The sequence below is a fragment of the Sphingobacterium sp. N143 genome, assembly GCF_030325625.1.
Classification (GTDB): domain Bacteria; phylum Bacteroidota; class Bacteroidia; order Sphingobacteriales; family Sphingobacteriaceae; genus Sphingobacterium.
Genome location: NZ_JACAIS010000007.1, coordinates 262,159 through 278,781, shown reverse-complemented (window position 1 = coordinate 278,781; position 16,623 = coordinate 262,159). Strand labels below are relative to the sequence as shown.

Below are 16,623 nucleotides of genomic sequence, written 5' to 3'. Positions count from 1 at the left end.
TGGGCCGCTTTTTTTATTATACAGTTTCTTTCCGTGAATCTTCCGATGAAATGCCTTCTAATTTAAAAAGAAAAGCATATTCCAAAGCGACCTCTCTCAAATAGTCAAATCTTCCCGATGCCCCACCATGTCCATAATCCATATCAGTCTTCAATAGCACTATCGAATTGCCAATTTGAGTTGCCCGAAGTTTTGCAACCCATTTGGCCGGCTCAAAATATTGTACCTGACTATCATGCAGTCCAGTTGTAACCAGCATATGAGGATATTCTTTCGGTTCAATATTTTCATAGGGAGAGTAACTCTTCATATAAAAATAAGCCTCGGAATCATTTGGGTTCCCCCATTCATCATATTCATTGGTCGTCAGCGGTATGGTTTCATCCAACATGGTATTCACAACGTCAACAAAAGGTACCTGGGCGATAATCCCATGATACTGTTCGGCCGCAATATTGGCAACCACTCCCATCAATAAGCCGCCAGCACTTCCACCTTGCGCATAAAGACGATCAGATGACGTGTATCGTTGTGCAATCAAATGCTTACCACAGTCCACAAAATCAAAAAAGGTATTCATCTTGTGCATCATTTTTCCATCTTCATACCATTGCCGCCCCATTTCTTCTCCGCCTCTAATATGGGCCAGTGCATAGATAAACCCGCGATCCAATAAACTCAACCTGTTACTGGAAAAAACCGGATCCATTGAAGCTCCATAAGATCCGTAGGCATATTGCAACAATGGTGCTGAACCGTCCAATGGGACCCCTTCTTTATAGACGATCGACACCGGAATTTTGACGCCATCACGTGCAGTTACAAAGATCCGTTCTGTCTTATAGGCTTGCTGGTCATAACCACCTAAAACCTCCTGCTGCTTGAGAAGAAGTTTCGTGTGCTGCAGCATATCATATTCGTAAACAGAGCTCGGTGTTACCAAAGAAGTATAACCATATCGCAGCTTTTCGGTATTATATTCGACATTAACGCCAGGATATACGGTGTAGGCAACTTCTCCAAAGTCCAGATAATGTTGTTGCCGTGTATTCAGCTCATAAATTGCTAGCTGTGTCAATCCATTCTTTCGTTCAGAAATAGCGATAAACTCTTTAAACTCTTCAATATCATTAATCAATACATCAGGACGATGTGCTAAAAACGTGGTCCAATGCTCCCGCCGGGTTTTATCCAAAGGACACTGCATAACCTGAAAATTAACGGCATCATCATTCGTCAGGATTAAAAAACGATCTTCCAATGGGATTATAGAATAAAGTACATCGGTTATACGTGGTTGAAAAACACGAAATTCATCTTGGGGTTGATCTGCATTTATAATCCATATCTCGGAAGATAATGTTCCTTCGGAAGTGATCATGATATATTTTCCATTTTTGGATTTAGCAACAGCAATGTAATTTGTATTATCTTTCTCCTCATAGACGAGGACATCCTGTACTGGATCTGTTCCGAGTGCATGCCGCATGATTTTCTCACTCAATAATGTCACCGGATTTTTTGCGGTATAGAAGAGACTCTTGTTATCGTTGCCCCAAATTGCGGTCCCCTCTGTGTTGTTTATCCGGTCAGGATAAATTTCGCCAGTTTCAAGGTTCTTAATATAAATTGTATATTCCCTCCGCGAGACAGTATCCACACTAAAGGCCAGTAAACGATTGTCCGGACTGACTGAAAATCCTCTGGCCGTATAATAGGCATACCCTTCTGCGAGTTGATCAATATCCAATAACAATTCCTCCGGTGCTTCGAGCGATCCTTTTTTACGGCAGAACTTAAAATATTGATTTCCCTCTTCTGTCCGGCTATAATAATAGTAGCCATTTTTTAAATACGGTACAGATTCGTCCTTTTCCTTGATTCGGCTCTTCATCTCCTGAAAGAGATCTTCCTGAAAACCTTCAGTATCTTGCAGCATTGCTGCAGTATATGCATTCTCCTCCTCCAAATAGGTGATAACCTCCTGAGATTTTGCTTCTTTCTTAAAATAGTCAATCATCCAATAATAATCATCAGTGACTGAATCGCCGTGAACTGTTCTGATACGAGGATAAATCGAGGCTTTGGGTGCCATGACTTCAGGCCAATATACCTTCTTCTTATGATCTTGCATATGAATTTATTATTCTTTATGTTTTTACTTCTTCGATTCTAAAAAATAGTATTGACCGCGCTTCTGACGAACAATATTATTGGGCCATAAAAATCGATTTTTTGAATTTAATAAAAATTAACAATTCAAGAGGATCAATAACCTTATCTTTGTTATTGTGTTAGAAGAAACTTTTATGAATTTAAAGAAATCACTATATCTCATTGCTTTGGGTTCTCTACCCTTCATCTCATTTGGCCAGTCTGATTCTATTCCACGGAATTGGTTCAATCTAGATTATAAAACAGATGGGGTAATGGGCATCAGTACTGAAAAAGCTTATAAAACATTATTAAAAGATAAAAAATCCACACCTGTCATCGTTGGTGTATTAGATGGAGGGGTGGATGTTTTTCACGAAGATCTTAAAGAGGTTGTATGGATCAACCCAAAGGACAGCCTTACCAATGGGGAGGATAATGATGGCAATGGTTATATCAATGACAAATTTGGCTGGAATTTTATTGGGAACCCAAATGGTGAAGACGTACAGTTTGATAATCTGGAGTTGACAAGACAGCTTCGGGATCTGGACAAGAAATTTGGTCATGTCAGCCCCGCAACTGAATTGAGCAAGGCAGACCGAAAAGCTTTTACGGCCTATCAAAAGATGGTAGTTGATTATAAAAATAAGTTGGAGGAAGCCAAAATGGGTCAGTTTTCCTATGATGCTCTTCAAAGAAACTTAAATGCTGTCGTCCGTGAGATCGGGAAAAAACCAGCGGAAATTACCTTGGATGATCTCGAGAACTTCAATCCAAAGTCCAACAATCAGCGCATTGCACTAGGCTTTGCAAAAGATGAAATCCAGAAAAATGGTTTTTTAAAATTCTTTGATGAAATTACTGAAGGTGCAAAATATTTCAACAACCAAGTGGAGTACCATTTAAACAAAGAGTACGATTCCCGTCCTATTGTTGGCGACAATTATGAGGATGTTTCCGAACGTCATTACGGAAATGCTGACGTAAAGGGGCCCGATGCGCTGCATGGAAGCCATGTTGCCGGCATTATTGGGGCAAAACGCAACAACAGTATCGGAATCAATGGGGTAGCAGACCATGTTAAGATTCTCACCGTACGTCTCGTTCCGGATGGTGATGAACGTGACAAAGATGTAGCAAATGCCATCCGGTACGCTACAGATCAGGGTGCTAAAGTCCTTAATATGAGTTTTGGAAAAAGTTATGCCCACAATAAAAAAACCGTAGATGAAGCCATCAAATATGCTGAATCAAAGGATGTCTTGATGGTACATGCTGCAGGAAATGACAGTGAGGACAACGACATAGAGCCTAATTTTCCAATGAAATATTATACCAATGCCAAAGGTGATACCACGGGGCATGCCAACAATTGGATAACGGTAGGAGCAACAGGCCTCTATATGGATCAAGAACTTCTGGCAGACTTTTCAAACTATGGAAAAAATTCAGTCGATGTATTCGCTCCTGGTGTACGAATTAATTCCACTGTTCCAGATTCACAGTACAAAGAAGAACAAGGAACGAGCATGGCCGCTCCTGTCGTTGCTGGACTTGCTGCATTGATCCGTTCTTATTACCCTGATTTGACGGCCGCAGAAACCAAAGAGATCATTATGGAATCCGTCGAAAAACCTGACCAGCTGGTACAAATAAAGGTCGGGGAAGATGCCACAAAGATGGTTAAGCTTGCCGATATATCCGTGACCGGTGGAATTGTCAATGCTTACAATGCAATATTGAAAGCTGAAGAATATAGCAATAAAAAGAAAAAATAAAATATTATTCTCGTTTTTGTATACCAAAACTATCTTTTGTCCGTTTAATTAATTAACTTACAGAGACAAAAGATAGCATGCTTATGGTAGAAAACTTTACTCAATCAGAAAACGAAGTTCAAAATTTGCTAACCCTAAACGAAAAGGTAATGACTGACGAGGATGTAGAAAATGAATTGAAACTTCATTTACCAAAAATGTTGCTTAATCCAAGCAAAAAATGTGTTGAGAATATCTTGGAATATTCCAAACAGATGGAAAAAAGAAAGGCCTGATCATCAGATTGGGCCTTTCTTTTTTTCCATGCCCGACAGATTCCTGATTAACCAGCCGTGATAACCCGAACATTATGTTAACATTTTGATTTATTCACTTTGGGCTGCCCGAGGATGTAGCATCTTATCTATAGGAAGGGATCGTCTTTCAAGTCGAGACGCTTTTCTTTTTTGATAGAAATTTTGGCTAGTTTTGGTGTAATGTTAAAACAAGAACGATACAAAGCTTTTGTGGATTATTTCTCTAAAAATAATCCGGATGCACAGACAGAATTAAACTACAGCAACCCATATGAATTGTTGGTGGCAGTCATTTTATCCGCACAATGCACTGATAAAAGAATCAATCAAGTTACACCCAAGCTTTTTGAACGATATCCCGATGCCTATACATTAGCGGCCTCCAGTGTCGATGAAGTATTTAGCTATATACGGTCCGTCAGCTACCCCAACAACAAGGCCAAACATCTTGTTGGCATGGCACAAATGCTGATCGATAAGTTTGACAATATTGTACCTGAGAAGATTGAGGATCTTGTTAAGCTTCCTGGTGTCGGTAGGAAAACTGCCAATGTGATCTCATCTGTGGTGTACCATAACCCTTCAATGGCAGTAGATACACATGTCTTTCGGGTAGCTAACCGACTTGGACTCACCTCACGTGCCACTACACCTTTGGCTGTGGAAAAACAGCTGGTTAAGAACCTTCCTAAGGAAACTATCGCTATTGCTCACCACTGGCTAATCTTACATGGCCGTTATATATGCTTGGCTAGAAAACCTCTTTGTGAGAAATGTCCTATTACTTATATGTGTAAATATTTTGAGAAAAACTACCATGCAAAACAAGTTCCAACAACCGTCAATATAAAAAACTAATTTTTTTAGTGAAAATATTTGGTTTATGATTTTTTATTTTTAATTTTGGAATATATATACTAAAAATATGAGCAACACAGATAAATTAAAAGCGTTACAGCTAACGTTAGATAAATTAGAAAAGAACTTTGGAAAAGGTTCTATCATGAAATTAGGGGATACTGCTGTTGAGCCTATCGAGGCGATTTCTACAGGTTCCTTGGGTTTGGATATTGCTTTAGGAATTGGTGGTGTACCCAAAGGACGTATCATCGAAATATATGGCCCTGAATCATCCGGTAAAACAACCTTGGCAACTCATATCGTTGCTGAAGCGCAGAAAAAAGGTGGTATCGCTGCCATTATAGATGCTGAACATGCTTTTGATAAATATTATGCCCAAAAATTGGGGGTGGATGTAGAAAATTTATTGATCTCACAACCTGATAATGGTGAACAAGCTTTAGAAATAGCTGATAATTTAATTCGTTCCGGTGCAATTGATGTCATTGTTATTGACTCTGTAGCAGCTTTAGTACCAAAAGGGGAGATCGAGGGAGAAATGGGCGATTCTAAAATGGGACTTCAGGCTCGTTTAATGTCTCAGGCATTACGTAAATTGACTGGAACCATTTCTAAAACCAACTGTTGCTGTATCTTCATCAACCAACTACGTGAAAAAATTGGCGTGATGTTCGGTAATCCAGAAACAACAACAGGTGGTAATGCATTAAAATTCTATGCATCTGTACGTTTGGACATTCGCCGCACCTCTCAAATCAAAGATTCTGACGAAGTATCAGGTAACCGTGTCAAAGTTAAGATTGTAAAAAATAAGGTGGCACCTCCATTCCGTATTGCAGAATTTGACATTATCTTTGGAGAAGGTATTTCCAAAGTAGGTGAAATCATCGACCTCGGTGTTGAATATGGCATCATCAAAAAAGCAGGTTCATGGTTCAGTTACGGTGACACCAAATTAGGGCAAGGTAGAGATGCTGTTAAAACTCTCCTATTTGACAATCCAGACCTCATGGATGAGCTTGAGGCTAAAATCCGCGCCGAAGTAACAGGAGAAGATCCTATGCTTCATGTAGAGGATAATGAAGACTAGTTGCTGTAAAAATTAGTATAATGTAGATAGCCATCTTGTTTAAGATGGCTATTTTTTTTACAAAATATAATAACTGCTATTTCTCAATGATTATTTTGTTACATCTTTAAAGTTAGTAGTTTGTACTGATAGATTTTGTTATTTTTAGCCAAGCGAAAAGAAATCGCTATACATCATTCTAAACTTAATTTTGAAAAAATGAACCATAGATTACTTTTATTCCTGCTAGCTTTATTAGGAGCCACATTTCATCTCAGTGCACAAAATATACGGGTTCTCTCGTTCAATATTCATCACGGGAATCCACCTTCTGAAAAGGAAACTGTCGTTAATTTGGACACCATTGCTCAAATTATCAAAAAATCAGGTGCAGACCTGGTTGGCCTACAAGAGATCGATGTCAATATCGGTCGATCCTACAATGAAAATCAGGCAAAAAAATTGGCCGAGCTAACGGGCATGCATTATATCTTTTCGAAGGGAATAAATTATGAAAATGGTGAATATGGCACAGCCATATTATCCAAACAACCTATCGAGCGTATAGAAAAGCATTTCCTCCCCTCACCTGTCGAAAGTGAACAACGCAGCCTATCTATTATCGAAGTTAGCATCCACAACAAAAAACTTCTCTTTGCCAATACACATCTCGATCTTAGAGACAAAAATAAGATCGCACAGGCCAAGTTTATTAACAACCATTTCAAAGATGAAAAACTGCCTGTCATTCTTGTTGGTGATCTGAATGCCAAACCCAATGATCCAGCAATTAAAGAACTTAGCAAAATATTTACGAAAAGCAACATCAAAAACGGTTATACGTTTCCACAGGACAAACCCAATACTGAGATCGACTATATTATGATCAATAGTATATCACAACCAAAATTCTTTAATCACCGTATCCTAGAAGAGAAATATGCGAGTGACCATAGACCATTATATGTCGAGATAGAAATTAAATAATTCATTATGAACTTTAATAGAAGAAGATTTTTAGAAGCGCTTGCGCTGACAGGGATTACTTTACCTAGTCTAAGCATGGCGCAAGAAAACGATAACAAGGTCCCCGAAGGAGAGTTTAGTTTTGTTATTCCCGCTTATCTACAGAATCAAACAGAAACCGGGATCAGCATTTTTACAATTCTGAACAAACAGGCCATTGCCTGGCTAGAGCTCCTTGACAGTGCAGGCAACGTTCAAAAAAAAATCTATCAATCCGAGGATGGAATGATCAATGCGAATACTGACTTTTTCCAGTTTACGGTTAATGAAGCACCACGTTCATTCCGTTATCGCATCAAGGCAAAAGAAATTCAAAAGTTCGATCCTTATAAGATCATATATGGTCAAGAAATTGAAACACCCATTTTCGAGGCTAAATTAGCTCACAACAACCAGGACCAGATCCGCTGCTTGGTTTACAATGATGTCCATGAGGAAAAAAGCAGCTATAGCGATCTCGTTCCTAATCAGAATATTGCTGTATACGATTTTTTTGTGCTCAATGGCGACTCTTTTCATTATGTCACCAATCAGGAGGATATTACAGAAAAGTTATTGAAACCCATTTCCTTCTTTGCCACGGACAAACCCTTTATCATGAATCGTGGAAACCATGAAACAAGAGGCTCCTTTGCCCGTAATTTCAAAGGATACTTTGGCTATCCACGCAATAAATATTATCAGGCCTTCAAAAGAGGACCGGTTTTTTGGATCATGCTGGATAGTGGCGAGGATAAACCAGACAGCCATGAAGTATATGCCGGAACAGTTGATTACGACAGCTACAGAAGGGAGCAGGCAAAATGGCTAGAGACTGTCTTACAATCCGAAGAAAGAAAATCTGCTCAATATACTGTTGTTATCAGCCATATTCCAATCTTCCATTCTGACGATTGGCACGGTACACTCGATAACAGAACATGCTTCCATCCGCTATTCCAGCAGTATAAAATTGACGCCATGATCTCTGGTCATACCCATCAATATGGGTACTATCCAGCAGATAAAGATCATAATTATCCTGTGTTTATCGGTGGTGGCCCAAAAATTGGCAAAAGAACGATCATTGATGTTTCTGGCACCAGCCGATCGTTGACGGTTCGTATGACCCGAGACGATGGAACAGAATTAGGTCTGTTTAAGAAATAAGAAATGGGGCTCCATGGAGCCCCGTTTCTTATTTTATTATAGTAGCTATTACAGCGCTATTATTGACCTTATTCTCCTTTCTCCAAAAAAGGATATCTATAATCTGTGTCCGGATTAAATGTCTCTTTTATTGTACGTGGAGACACCCAACGGAGCAAGTTGATCATTGACCCTGCTTTGTCATTTGTACCCGAACCTCTAGCGCCACCAAATGGTTGCTGACCTACTACAGCACCTGTACATTTATCATTCACATAGAAGTTACCAGCAGCATGTCTTAATTTTTCTGTTGCTAAATTGATAGCGTAACGATCTTGTGCTATGATTGAACCTGTCAACGCATAAATAGAAGTTGTATCAACGATATCCAATGTTTCCTCAAATTTAGCGTCTTCATAAACATATACGGTCAATACTGGACCGAACAATTCTTCAACCATTGTTTCGTAATCAGGTTTTGAAGCTTCAATGATCGTTGGGTGAATGAAATAGCCTTTGGACTTATCATATGTACCGCCAACTACGATCTCTGCCTCATTGGAGTCTTTCGCACGGTCGATGTATTTCGCTAATTTATCAAATGATTTCTCGTCGATAACCGCATTGATAAAGTTTGTAAAATCTTCAGTTCCACCGATTGTAAATGACTTCACATCAGTAGTCATTGACTCTTTCAATGCTGGCCACAATGATTTAGGAATATACGCACGCGAGGCTGCTGAGCATTTTTGACCTTGATATTCAAATGCTCCACGAACCAAAGCCGTATTCGCAGCTTTTAGATCCGCCGAAGGGTGTACAACAATAAAATCTTTACCACCTGTCTCACCGACGATACGTGGATAAGTTTTATAACGGTGAATATTGTCTCCGATAGTTTTCCAGATATCCTGGAATACACCTGTTGAACCAGTAAAGTGAATACCAGCAAAATCAGGATGTTGGAAAATCACATCACCAGCATCTGGTCCCGAAACATACACTAAGTTGATGACACCGTCAGGAAGCCCGGCTTCACGGAAGATTTTCATCAGCACATTTGCAGAATAGATTTGTGTATTGGATGGTTTCCATACAACAACATTTCCCATCATCGCAACACAAGATGGCAAGTTACCTGCGATTGCAGTAAAGTTGAACGGTGTCAATGCAAATACAAACCCCTCAAGAGGACGTTGTTCAACACGGTTCCACACACCTTTTCCCGATACTGGAGGTTGTTGTTTATAGATTTCGCTCATGTATTGCACATTGAAACGCAAGAAATCCACAATCTCACAAGCGGAGTCAATTTCAGCTTGATATGGGTTCTTTGACTGACCCAACATTGTTGCTGCATTTAACTCATAACGGTATTTTCCTGAAATCAATTCAGCTGCTTTCAAGAATATCGCAGCACGGTCTTCCCAAGCTAGATTTTCCCAATCCTTCTTTGCGGCCAAAGCTGCATTGATTGCATCAGTTACATGAGATTTCTCACCTTGATTGTATTGACCTAAGATATGTTGATGGTCATGTGGAGGAGCAATATTTACTTTTTTAGAAGTAGTCACTTCTTTACCGCCAATATACATTGGGATATCGATCTGTTTCGAACGTGCCTCATCAATTGCTGCTTTCAACAACTTACGTTCTTTCGTTCCGACAGCATAAGTATACACTGGTTCGTTTGTAGGAACAGGAACTGTAAAAAATCCTTTAGACATATTACAATTATTTATTTTTCAACTTATTAGCAACAAACTAAATGATGCTAACATCAGTAAAATTACCTTAAATTTTATGAATACCCAAAGTTACTCTCCTTCTTTCAGCACAGTGGAAAAGATACGTTTAAATTTTTCCAATTTCGGTTTAATAGCCCCCTAACAATCAGGTGGCTTTCCATTTAGTCGATCACAATCTTGATGATAGACTTCAGTCTGATGTTGACCGCTCCGATTTTGCGGAACTATATTCATCGCGAGAGCGCGCTGTCCGTCTGTTTCAGGCCCCTAAAAAAGTATTTCAGTGGACCTAGAGTAACAACCATTTTTGGACCGCCCTCTTTTTAGTTGAAAAAAAAAGCGACAATAATATTATTATTGTCGCTTCCTGATACTATAAAATGATCAATTATTTTGCAGCAGCATAATTCTGTGCTACAGCTTCCCAATTGATAACATTAAAAATTTCCTCTAAATATGCTGGACGTTTATTTTGAAATTTCAAATAGTATGCATGTTCCCAAACATCGATACCTAAAACCGGAGTTCCTTTTACTTCAGCAACATCCATCAATGGATTGTCCTGATTAGGTGTAGAAGTCACGGCCAATTTGCCATCAGCACCTACAATCAACCAAGCCCAACCTGATCCAAAACGGGCAGCACCAGCTGCTTGAAGTTGTTTTTTCAACTCATCAAATGAACCAAAAGCTGCATTGATTGCTTCTGCTAATTCACCTGTAGGAGCACCACCAGCATTTGGCCCTAACACTTTCCAAAACAACGAGTGATTGTAGTGACCACCACCATTGTTACGTACGGCTGCGGGATATTTACTTACATTTTTAATGATATCTAATAATGATAAGTTTTCTGCGTCTGTACCAGCGATTGCTTTATTTAAATTATCCACATATGCCTGATGGTGTCTGTCATGGTGGATTTCCATTGTAGTTTTGTCAATATGTGGTTCCAATGCGTCGGCTGCGTACGGTAACGCTTCTAATTCAAATGCCATATCTAATTAAATTTTAAATGTTAATTACTTCGTTTATATATACAAATATAACACAATATCAACAGTTATGTTTTTATGTGTTACAATAAATTCCATATTTAGCTAGCGTTTTTGACGAAAAAATGATTTTACCAAATCCGCACATTCTTCCTGCAAAACGCCATGGGCAATAACAGTTTTTGGATGCAATATTTTATCATGAAAATGTGAATACCCCCGTTTTTCATCTTTAGCACCATAAACGATCTTACCGATATGCGTCCAGTAAGCCGCTCCTGCACACATAATACAGGGTTCTATAGTTACATACAAGGTGCATTCATCAAGGTATTTGCCACCCAGGTAGTTTGCCGCAGCTGTAAAAGCTTGCATCTCAGCGTGGGCAGTCACATCATTCAAGCGTTGGGTGAGGTTATGTCCTTTACCAATGATTCGTCCTTTATGTACGATGACTGCTCCAATAGGAACTTCCCCCTCCTCGAAAGCTTTCTTTGCCTCATTTAATGCCATACGCATAAATGATTCATCACTGTCAATCAATTGCGTTCCTTCAAAATCTATAAATGTCATGCCGCAAACTTAGCTAAGTTTCGATCCATTTGGCAACTTTTTATCGACAGCTGTCAAAATAATATTTCCATGTTCATCAGCAAATCCAGTCACTAGACATTCCGAAAAAAAATTGGCAATCTGTTTTTTGGGAAAATTCACTACGGCAACAACTTGTTTACCGATCAATTCTTCTTTGGTATAATGTACAGTAATCTGGGCACTGCTCTGCAAAATTCCGATTTCACTCCCGAAATCAAGTTTCAATTGATAAGCGGGCTTTCTGGCTTTTGGAAAATCCTGTGCTTCCACAATAGTCCCTACACGCAAATCCACTTTCTCAAATTCGGCCCAACTGATGGTGTCACTCATAATCGGTTGCTATTAATATCCTGAATTTCTTTACCTATTGTAAATAAAACATACGATGGTTTTCGTCCTAGGCGCTGAGAGAGCCTATTAATCAATTTATCCTCCTCACCTACATGAAAAGCCAAATCTTCATCGCTTAAATGATTATACTTGCGACGGAGTTTTTCTTTAGCTACCTGCCATTGTTCTTCGTTAATTTTCAGCATAACTATGATTTAGGTATAAAATTTGTATATCTTTACCGAACTTGTAAAAGTTTGTTTAAAGATACAATATATACATAAAATAAAAGATTATGAAAAAGTTTTTACCAGCATTACTTTTGATTTTAGGAAGCGTAGCAACAGCACAAGCACAGCTATTGCCAGGCTTTGAGGTCGGTTTAAAAGGTGCTTTGAACTTCTCAAAGTTTAAAAGCGATGGCAAATATTTCAATTCCGACAATAAAGCAGGGTATCAGGCAGGTCTTTATGGCCGTGTTGGCGTTTTAGGGTTTCACGTTCAGCCTGAGGTCTATTTAACAGGAAAAAATACAAAAGTAACTAATTCAGAGGGAGAATCAACGGACGTTAAATTTACAACTGTTGACATTCCTGTGTTATTAGGTAAACGTTTTGGCTTAGGCCCAATTGGTGCGCGAATCCAAACCGGTCCAATCTTTTCATTTAAAGTAGATGATAAACAAGATAGCCCAATTGCTAATTTAGATCCAAACAGCTATAAGAAAAATGGCACAGCTTGGGCATTTGGGGTTGGTGCTGATATCTCAAGCCTACGCGTAGACCTACGTTACGAAATGGGCTTAAACAAAGTGAATAACGAAAGCCAGGCAAATCCAAAAATCAACATGTGGAGTATCGGTTTAGGCTATAGATTATTCAGTATTCTATAGGTCTTATCACCCATTCATATACCGTTAGAGAGTCCGTTTTTATCCAAAACGGACTTTTTATTTTAACAAACTTTAGAAACATTCTAAATTATTGCTTTTTCTTGTCAAAATGGTATCATATTTAATAGCAAATAGTAGATTTGCCTAATTAAAATTAAATTACAAGGATAATGAGTAAATCAAAGCCAGTTTTCAGTTCTTCGATTGGGAAGAAGCTAATCATGAGCTTAACAGGAATCTTCCTATGTTTATTCCTAGTTGTTCACTTGGTTGGTAACTTGCAATTATTTAAAGATGATGCGGGTCTAGCGTTCAACAAATACGCTTATTTTATGACTCACTTTACACCAATCAAGGTTGTTTCTTACTTATTGTATGCTTCAGTCATTGTTCACGTCATCTATGCGATCACGTTGTCGATGAAAAACAAAGCCGCTCGTCCAATTGGTTATGCCCAATATAATGGTCAAGCAAACAGTAAGTGGAATTCACGCAACATGGGTATCTTAGGTACGGTCATTTTAGTATTCTTAGCGACGCACATGTCCAACTTTTGGTGGAAGTTTCACAATGATGAAGTACCTTACATCGAGTATCGCACTGATTTGGCAACTGGACAAACAACAGCTAGAGAGCTTCAAGCTTCTGAATTCCATGACTATCAAGAAACGGTAGAAAACAATGTTCAAATCTTAAAAGCAAGGGATTTGTACAAACAAGTAGACTTTGCCTTCCAAAACGTGGCATTGGTTGCTTTGTATGTTATTGCGATGGCTGCTTTAGCATTCCACTTAATTCATGGGTTCCAATCTGCATTCCAAACTTTAGGTTTCAACCACAGAAGATATATTGGAATTATCAGAGCAATCGGTGTTTGGGTATTTGGAGTATTAATTCCAATCGGTTTTGCAATTATGCCATTGTTTTTCTTCTTTAAATAATTCAGAATCTTTTAAGATAAGGTTGAGGCTTTATCCTATCAATATAAAATTAAGAGATATGTTAGATTCAAAAGTACCAGCGGGCCCATTAGCCCAAAAGTGGTCAAATCATAAATTTAATCTTAAGTTGGTTAATCCGGCTAACAAACGTAAATTTACTGTTATTGTTGTTGGTACAGGTCTTGCTGGTGCATCTGCAGCAGCATCATTAGCTGAGTTAGGATATAATGTAATTACTTTCTGTTACCAAGATTCACCTCGTCGTGCGCACTCTATTGCGGCACAAGGTGGTATTAATGCGGCAAAGAGCTACCAAAATGATGGTGACTCTGTATTCCGTTTATTTTACGATACAATCAAAGGTGGTGACTACCGTTCACGGGAGGCAAACGTTTACCGTTTGGCCGAAGTATCTGTAAACATCATCGACCAATGTGTTGCTCAAGGTGTTCCTTTTGCGCGTGAATACGGAGGTTTATTGGATAACCGTTCTTTCGGTGGTGCGCAAGTGAGCCGTACGTTCTACGCACGTGGTCAAACTGGGCAACAATTATTATTGGGTGCTTACTCTGCATTGAATCGCCAAATCAAAAAAGGAAAAGTAAAATCGTATACGCGTCATGAGATGCTGGATTTGGTCATGATCGACGGTCATGCCAAAGGTATCGTAACTCGTGACTTGGTATCAGGTAAAATCGAAACACATGCAGCACATGCTGTATTGATGTGTACTGGTGGTTACGGTAACGTATTCTTCTTGTCTACAAACGCCATGGGATGTAACGTTACAGCAGCTTGGAGAGCACACAAGCGTGGTGCTTACTTCGCTAACCCTTGTTATACACAGATTCACCCAACTTGTATTCCCGTAACTGGAGATCACCAGTCTAAATTGACATTGATGTCAGAGTCATTACGTAACGATGGTCGTGTATGGGTTCCTAAGACTCAGGAAATGGCTGAAAGATTACGTAAAGGTGAAATCAAAGCCAACGACATCAAAGAAGACGACAGAGATTACTTCTTGGAACGTAAATATCCTTCATTCGGTAACTTGGTACCACGTGACGTAGCATCACGTAATGCAAAAGAAGCTGTGGATGATGGTCGTGGTGTTGGTAAAACTGGTTTTGCGGTATTCTTGGATTTCAAAGAAGCGATTGGCCGTTTAGGTGAAGATGCTGTACGTGCTAAATATGGAAACTTATTTGATATGTACTACCAGATCACTGACGAAAACCCATATAAACAACCAATGCGTATCTATCCTGCTGTTCACTATACAATGGGTGGCGTATGGGTTGATTACAACTTGATGACGACCATCCCTGGATTATATGCTTTAGGTGAGTGTAATTTCTCTGACCACGGTGCAAACCGCTTAGGTGCTTCAGCATTGATGCAAGGTCTTGCTGACGGTTATTTCGTTATCCCATATACTGTGGGAGATTACTTAGCTAAATTAGGTTCTTTCGCACCAGTAGATCACAGCCATCCTGCATTCGAGTCTACACGCAAAGAGGTTGAAGAGAAAATCAACAAATTATTGTCATTAAACGGAACACAAACTGTGGATGATATCCATAAGAAGTTGGGTCACATCATGTGGGAATACTGTGGAATGGCTCGTACTGCTGAAGGATTGCAAAAGGCACAAGGATTGATCCAGGAATTGAAAAAAGAATTCTGGACAAATGTTAGAGTTCTGGGCGAGAACGAAGAGTTAAATCTTTCTTTAGAGAAAGCTGGCCGTGTAGCTGACTTCTTGGAATTAGGTGAACTCATGGTTGTTGATGCATTACAACGCGCTGAATCGTGTGGTGGTCACTTCCGTCTGGAAAGCCAAACTGAAGAAGGAGAAGCAAAACGTAATGACGAAGAATTTGCTTATGTATCTGCTTGGGAATACAAAGGAGACAATGTACCGGAGCAATTACACAAGGAAGACTTGGTATTCGAAAACGTTCAGTTAACACAAAGAAGTTATAAATAAGAAGGAAAATTATCATGGCACAACATATGAATTTAACGCTGAAAGTTTGGCGTCAAAAAAATGATAAAGATAAAGGTCAATTTGTAACTTATCAGGCAAATAATATCGCTGATGATATGTCTTTCTTAGAGATGCTTGATATTGTGAATGAGGAATTGACACGTAAAGGTGAAGACCCTGTATATTTCGATCACGACTGTCGTGAAGGGATCTGCGGGATGTGTTCATTAGTTATCAACGGTCGTCCTCATGGCCCTAAAGAGGGGACTACAACATGTCAATTGCACATGCGTAGCTTCCATGATGGTCAGACTATCGTCATCGAACCTTGGAGAGCTGCAGCATTTCCAGTATTGAAAGACCTTGCAGTTGATCGTACTGCTTTTGATCGCATTCAACAAGCAGGTGGGTATGTAAATATTAATACAGGTGGTGTTCCTGACGCCAACACAATTCCTATTCCAAAACGTATTGCTGACGAAGCTTTCGAATCGGCTACATGTATTGGTTGTGGTGCTTGTGTAGCAGCATGTAAAAATGCTTCTGCCATGTTATTCGTATCGGCAAAAGTATCTCAATTTGCATTATTGCCTCAAGGTCAAACAGAACGTTATGAACGTGCACAGGCAATGGTAGATCAAATGGATGCGGAAGGTTTCGGTAACTGTACCAATACTGGTGCCTGTGAAGCCGAATGTCCTGTAGGAATTAAATTGACAAATATTGCTCGTTTAAACCGTGAATACTTGACTGCTAAAATTTTTAAGCAAGAAGAGCCGCACGCTTAAGCGTAAGCATTTTGAATAAATAATATAA

The 16,623-nt window shown here is 39.2% G+C and carries 16 protein-coding genes; 10 read left to right on the top strand and 6 right to left on the bottom strand.

Features of this window, described 5'->3' with window-relative positions; all coding sequences use genetic code 11:
- Positions 1-16: 16 nt before the first annotated feature.
- Positions 17-2,134 (bottom strand): S9 family peptidase, encoded by a 2,118-nt coding sequence (locus HX021_RS15025; protein ID WP_286591260.1) that lies wholly within the window; start codon positions 2,132-2,134, stop codon positions 17-19.
- Between the two features lie 175 nt (positions 2,135-2,309).
- Here HX021_RS15025 and HX021_RS15020 point away from each other — a divergent pair, with 175 nt between their 5' ends.
- From HX021_RS15020 to HX021_RS14995, 6 genes are all read left to right on the top strand, one after another.
- On the top strand, positions 2,310-3,935 hold the full coding sequence (locus HX021_RS15020) for a S8 family peptidase (protein WP_286591259.1): 1,626 nt from the start codon (positions 2,310-2,312) through the stop codon (positions 3,933-3,935).
- 83 nt (positions 3,936-4,018) lie between these two features.
- Positions 4,019-4,210: a hypothetical protein gene (locus HX021_RS15015; protein ID WP_286591257.1), complete on the top strand. Its 192-nt coding sequence runs from the start codon at positions 4,019-4,021 to the stop codon at positions 4,208-4,210.
- Positions 4,211-4,411: 201 nt separating this feature from the next.
- Positions 4,412-5,089 (top strand): endonuclease III, encoded by a 678-nt coding sequence (gene nth, locus HX021_RS15010; RefSeq protein WP_286591255.1) that lies wholly within the window; start codon positions 4,412-4,414, stop codon positions 5,087-5,089.
- 67 nt (positions 5,090-5,156) lie between these two features.
- Positions 5,157-6,182 carry a recombinase RecA gene (gene recA / locus HX021_RS15005; protein ID WP_286591254.1) on the top strand — a complete coding sequence of 342 codons (1,026 nt, stop codon included), beginning with the start codon at positions 5,157-5,159 and terminating at the stop codon, positions 6,180-6,182.
- A gap of 198 nt (positions 6,183-6,380) precedes the next feature.
- The gene (locus HX021_RS15000; protein ID WP_286591253.1) at positions 6,381-7,148 is read left to right on the top strand and encodes an endonuclease/exonuclease/phosphatase family protein; all 768 of its coding nucleotides are present in this window, start codon (positions 6,381-6,383) and stop codon (positions 7,146-7,148) included.
- 6 nt (positions 7,149-7,154) lie between these two features.
- Positions 7,155-8,336: a metallophosphoesterase family protein gene (locus HX021_RS14995; protein WP_286591252.1), complete on the top strand. Its 1,182-nt coding sequence runs from the start codon at positions 7,155-7,157 to the stop codon at positions 8,334-8,336.
- A 68-nt stretch (positions 8,337-8,404) separates the two neighbouring features.
- On the opposite strand, the gene pruA is transcribed toward HX021_RS14995, so the two are convergent.
- From pruA to HX021_RS14970, 5 genes are all read right to left on the bottom strand, one after another.
- Entirely contained in the window at positions 8,405-10,042 is a 1,638-nt protein-coding gene (pruA, locus tag HX021_RS14990; RefSeq protein WP_286591251.1) for an L-glutamate gamma-semialdehyde dehydrogenase, read from the bottom strand.
- Between the two features lie 409 nt (positions 10,043-10,451).
- The gene (locus HX021_RS14985; protein WP_286591249.1) at positions 10,452-11,060 is read right to left on the bottom strand and encodes a superoxide dismutase; all 609 of its coding nucleotides are present in this window, start codon (positions 11,058-11,060) and stop codon (positions 10,452-10,454) included.
- A 102-nt stretch (positions 11,061-11,162) separates the two neighbouring features.
- Complete coding sequence (locus HX021_RS14980; protein ID WP_286591248.1) at positions 11,163-11,630, bottom strand: nucleoside deaminase; 468 nt, start codon at positions 11,628-11,630, stop codon at positions 11,163-11,165.
- A gap of 9 nt (positions 11,631-11,639) precedes the next feature.
- Entirely contained in the window at positions 11,640-11,981 is a 342-nt protein-coding gene (locus HX021_RS14975) for a tRNA-binding protein (protein WP_286591247.1), read from the bottom strand.
- On the bottom strand, positions 11,978-12,187 hold the full coding sequence (locus HX021_RS14970; protein WP_286591246.1) for a hypothetical protein: 210 nt from the start codon (positions 12,185-12,187) through the stop codon (positions 11,978-11,980). Before HX021_RS14970 ends, HX021_RS14975 begins: the two co-directional genes overlap by 4 nt.
- Before the next feature lie 89 nt (positions 12,188-12,276).
- Between HX021_RS14970 and HX021_RS14965 the strand changes: the two genes are divergently transcribed.
- From HX021_RS14965 to HX021_RS14950, 4 genes are all read left to right on the top strand, one after another.
- Complete coding sequence (locus tag HX021_RS14965; protein ID WP_286591245.1) at positions 12,277-12,873, top strand: porin family protein; 597 nt, start codon at positions 12,277-12,279, stop codon at positions 12,871-12,873.
- 170 nt (positions 12,874-13,043) lie between these two features.
- Positions 13,044-13,814, top strand: a complete 771-nt coding sequence (locus tag HX021_RS14960; protein WP_286591244.1) for a succinate dehydrogenase cytochrome b subunit — start codon at positions 13,044-13,046, stop codon at positions 13,812-13,814.
- A gap of 58 nt (positions 13,815-13,872) precedes the next feature.
- The gene (locus HX021_RS14955) at positions 13,873-15,807 is read left to right on the top strand and encodes a fumarate reductase/succinate dehydrogenase flavoprotein subunit (RefSeq protein ID WP_286591243.1); all 1,935 of its coding nucleotides are present in this window, start codon (positions 13,873-13,875) and stop codon (positions 15,805-15,807) included.
- Between the two features lie 14 nt (positions 15,808-15,821).
- Positions 15,822-16,595 (top strand): succinate dehydrogenase/fumarate reductase iron-sulfur subunit, encoded by a 774-nt coding sequence (locus HX021_RS14950; protein WP_286591242.1) that lies wholly within the window; start codon positions 15,822-15,824, stop codon positions 16,593-16,595.
- Positions 16,596-16,623 lie beyond the last annotated feature (28 nt).